Origin of the sequence: Mesotoga infera, from assembly GCA_011045915.1 — a bacterium.
GTDB lineage: Bacteria > Thermotogota > Thermotogae > Petrotogales > Kosmotogaceae > Mesotoga > Mesotoga infera_D.
Map to the genome: position 1 here is coordinate 1 of DSBT01000172.1, position 3894 is coordinate 3894.

Genomic DNA, 3894 nt, shown 5'->3' on the forward strand with positions numbered 1-3894 from the left:
ATATGGCAAACGCAGCGATTATGCTGAACAATAGCGTACTGAGCAATCTTTGATTTGTTGGGGTAACATGAGTCTTGGGTGAGGCGCGAATGTTACGTGGGCACTCAGCCGAGGAACAAACTGCCAATCCGAAACACAAGAGAAGCGACAATGAATGCGAATACAGTTGTATAGATAGCGGTGAAGAGAGCCCACTTCACTCCGGCTTCCTTCCAGATTGCTCCAAATACCGCTACGCATGGCATGTATAGCAATGTGAAAAGCATGAAGGCATACGCCGAGAGTGGTGTGAAATACTCATTCAAGGTCAGTTCGAGGTTTCCTTCTCCTATTAGCGTCTGATAAGTCCCAACCACAACTTCCTTTGCGAGACCTCCCATTAAAACTGCGACCCCGCTCTCCCAGTTATCAATTCCCATCGGCTTCATTAGGGGAGCAACAGCCGAACCAATAACGCCTGCATAGCTTTCTCTGGAACCATACTCCACTCCAGCAGGGAAAGATGCCAGAGCCCAAATCACCAAGACAACTATGAAAATAATTGTACCGGCTCTCTTGAGAAACATCAGGCTCTTGCTTCCCGCAAATCTCAGAGTCTCTTTTACCATTGGCGGCCTATACGGTGGAAGCTCAAGCACAAACGGAGAGCTTTCTCCCTTAAGGATCGTACTTTTGAACAACCTTGCCATTCCAATGGCGGCTACTATTCCGATCACATAGATACTGAAGACAATGGTACTTTGATGTTTTGAGAAAAATATGGCGGTGAAGGTAAGATAGATCGGCAGTCTCGCGCTGCATGACATGAAAGGCGCAACAAGAATAGTGATCAGCCGATCCTTTCTCGATTCAAGGGTTCTTGTAGCCATAATTGCAGGAACTGTGCATCCAAATCCGATTATCATAGGTATGAAAGATTTGCCGTGCAGCCCAATCTTGTGCATCAGCCTGTCCATGACAAATGCAGCCCTGGACATGTATCCTGACGATTCTAGAACCCCGATCATGAGGAACAAGAAGAAGATGTTAGGAACGAAGACCATTACGCTTCCCACACCTCCGATAATCCCGTCCGAAACAAGAGAGACCAATATTTCCGGCACGTTTCCGACAAGCAGAGAAGTTGCAGATTCAGATAGCCATTCGAAACCGATTTCTATCTGTTCGAGAAAGAAGTTCCCGACAGTAAAGGTTACCTGAAAGGTGAGCCACATCAGAAAGAAGAAGATTGGAATTCCGAGCCATCTATTGGTGAGTATTCTGTCAAGTCTATCTGTGAAATCGGCACGAACAGTGTTTTTTTTCACACAGTCTGTTTCTATCTCCTGAATGAATCTGTACCTTTCTTGGGCGATCGATACAGAAGCGTCTCCAACACTCTTTTCGAGGTCTGAAACGATTTGATCGACTGCGCCCTTTATGCCGCTTGAAGCTCTTTCAAGTACCAATTTGTACTCGGGGTCCCTTTCAATGAGTTTTATGGATAACCATCTGGGGTCTAGCTCATTGCAAATATCTGAATGCGATACCAGTGACTCTATCTTCCTGATTGCCTCTTCTATTCTCTGGTCGTTAAACTTCCTCTCTGTTTTGGACGAGATCTTTCCCCTATAATCGACAATCTTTTCTTTCAAATCCTTAATGCCAGTATGTTTCAGCGCGGAAATCATAACGACCGGCACTCCCAATTTTTTGGCCATGCCTTCCGTGTCAATTGAAATGTTCTTAGCCTCCAACTCGTCCTGCATATTCAGAACCACAATGATGTTTAGACCCATTTCAATGAGTTCGAGGGTCAGATAGAGGTTTCTTTGGAGGTTCGTGCTGTCGATTATCGACAAGACCAGATCGGGCTTGCTGGTCACCAGATAGTCACGGGAGATTCTTTCATCTAATGAAAAGGCATTCAAGCCGTATATCCCCGGTAAATCGACTACTTTCGCCTTTATTCCGGCGAATGAAAATACTCCTTCCTTCTTCTCTATCGTAACTCCAGGCCAATTTCCAATCTTTTGGTGCATCCCTGTCAGAGCATTGAACACCGCTGTCTTCCCCACATTGGGATTACCAGCCAGTGCGATATCTATAACGTTTTCTTCTACCGAAGCGCCCTTTAACGGCATTGTTCTCCTCCCCTCCATCTACAAAGCGGATTCTTTCGTCTATAGGTTCCACTACTATCCTGCTTGCAAGAGAGTTGCTCAGACCCATCCGAGATTCCCCAATTAGAAGAATCAACATCCCCTCCGCTGAGCCCCTCATAACTTCAACAACGGCGCTTTCAATAAGGCCAATGCTTCGCAGTTTGGATTTCTGCGTTTCGCATCCTGAAAGATCTACTATTCTGCAGCGGCCCCATCGAACATTGTTGAGAAAGAATCTCTCAGATCCTTTCGACGACAATGGCCCTCGCCTCCTCTTTACGAAGACTAAGTCTGTATCCCCGCACCTTTACCTCGATAGGATCTCCCAAAGGAGCGATAGCCTCAAGCGAAATCTCTGTTCCCGGAAGCACTCCCATGCTTAACAGACGTCTCTTCAGCTCAGGATCACCCCTGACGGCCTCTACCCTGTAGACATTTCCGCTTTTTTGCCTATCGAGAGTTACTTGTGACTCCTTCTCATAATCGTCAACGTAAGTCTGCATCTTTTTTAGAAGATCAGGGTTTTCAGCGAAAAACCTCGTTGCGGCCTCCATTTTCGTCAGCAATTCCTGATTCAGATGATGCTCGAGACCGTGTGCAAGCTCATCCGCTTTGCTACTCTCGATATACAGCACTGCTTCGAGAAAGGTCTTGACAGAGTTGTGTTTCTCGAACAATAGACTGGCCTGCATAAGTCCCGCCTGAGTAAGTTTGATGTAACTGTACTTTTCGTAGTCGACGAGTCCGTTTTCGCTCAGCTTCTTCAAAGCAGAAATCACAGAGGAAGTTTTCACGCCGAGGATCTCAACGACATCTTTCACACGTGCAAAGTCCTTCTCGATCTGTATCTGATACACAGATTTCAGGTAATCCTCAAGGCTCTCTGAAATAGTCACTCTGAAACCACTCCTTCCATATGAAGATAATGTAGTTACATCTACTAATAGTATATTTATGTACCTTATCTTTGTCAAGACTCCTCTAATGCATTTTCAAGAGCTTGGAGTATCCGGCTAGTCTTGTGATTTTTCATCCGAAATCCGAAACAACCAAAGCTTGAGGAAATACCGTGAAGAAAGAAGTGAAAGGAAGCGTTTCTATCCGGGGAGAGGAACGATTTTGATGATGGAAGAATGCAGAGCACATAAACTCCCTGATCCAATATTCAGGGAAGAATCAGGGGGCTTTTCGGTAAGTTTCTTCAACACATCCTACAAAAGTGAACTGCAGATACCGGGGCTTACGCCAAGGCAGCAACAGATAGTAGAGTTTGTCATGAAAAACGAAAGTATTACCAATGAACAGTGTAGAGAACTCACAAAAGTCTCAAAAGCAACTGCGACAAGAGACCTTGCTGATCTTGTTGAAAAGCGCGTTCTTGATCAGAAAGGAAAGAGCAAAAAAACCTCATATTACACTCTGGTGAGCCATAATGAGTCATAGGTGAGCCATAAATGAGCCAGGACTTTTGAATCTCTGATAAGAGACATGATAAATAGGGACTCCATTTTTGGCGAGAAGAACGAAAAAGCCGTCCTTGGTTGACCCGGAGCATGGACCCGCCCTTCGAAAGAGCGGAAAGAACCGTCCAGCAGCCTCCGAAAAGAGCTTTCTCTAATGGTCTTACACATCACCCATGACTCACAACGCACCACCCATGAGCCCGACGCGCGCGTACAGGGTATTGGTTGGTAGAAGTGTTGATCGTTCGTAGTCAGCTCTAAATACGGAGTTTAAGTCCTCCCTTCCC

4 protein-coding genes are annotated in these 3894 nt (G+C 45.7%); 1 reads left to right on the forward strand and 3 read right to left on the reverse strand.

Going from position 1 to position 3894, the window contains the following annotated elements:
- Positions 1 to 104: 104 nt before the first annotated feature.
- From feoB to ENN47_06095, 3 genes are read right to left on the reverse strand one after another with little or no spacing between them, the layout of a single operon-like run.
- Positions 105 to 2141 carry a ferrous iron transport protein B gene (gene feoB, locus ENN47_06085; GenBank protein HDP77740.1) on the reverse strand — a complete coding sequence of 679 codons (2037 nt, stop codon included), beginning with the start codon at positions 2139 to 2141 and terminating at the stop codon, positions 105 to 107.
- Positions 2065 to 2403 (reverse strand): ferrous iron transport protein A, encoded by a 339-nt coding sequence (locus tag ENN47_06090; GenBank protein HDP77741.1) that lies wholly within the window; start codon positions 2401 to 2403, stop codon positions 2065 to 2067. The genes feoB and ENN47_06090 overlap by 77 nt, the downstream gene beginning before the upstream one ends.
- A complete protein-coding gene (locus ENN47_06095) occupies positions 2384 to 3118 on the reverse strand; it encodes a hypothetical protein (GenBank protein ID HDP77742.1) in 735 nt (244 codons plus the stop codon). Before ENN47_06095 ends, ENN47_06090 begins: the two co-directional genes overlap by 20 nt.
- 148 nt (positions 3119 to 3266) lie before the next feature.
- On the opposite strand from ENN47_06095, the gene ENN47_06100 reads away from it, so the two are divergent.
- On the forward strand, positions 3267 to 3587 hold the full coding sequence (locus ENN47_06100; GenBank protein HDP77743.1) for a DeoR family transcriptional regulator: 321 nt from the start codon (positions 3267 to 3269) through the stop codon (positions 3585 to 3587).
- The last annotated feature ends 307 nt before the right edge of the window (positions 3588 to 3894 follow it).

Bases quoted from the DNA above. Each gene is read 5' to 3' on its own strand.
- ENN47_06100 (HDP77743.1), top strand. From the start codon at position 3,267: ATGATGGAAGAATGCAGAGCACATAAACTCCCTGATCCAATATTCAGG.
- feoB (HDP77740.1), bottom strand. From the start codon at position 2,141: ATGGAGGGGAGGAGAACAATGCCGTTAAAGGGCGCTTCGGTAGAAGAA.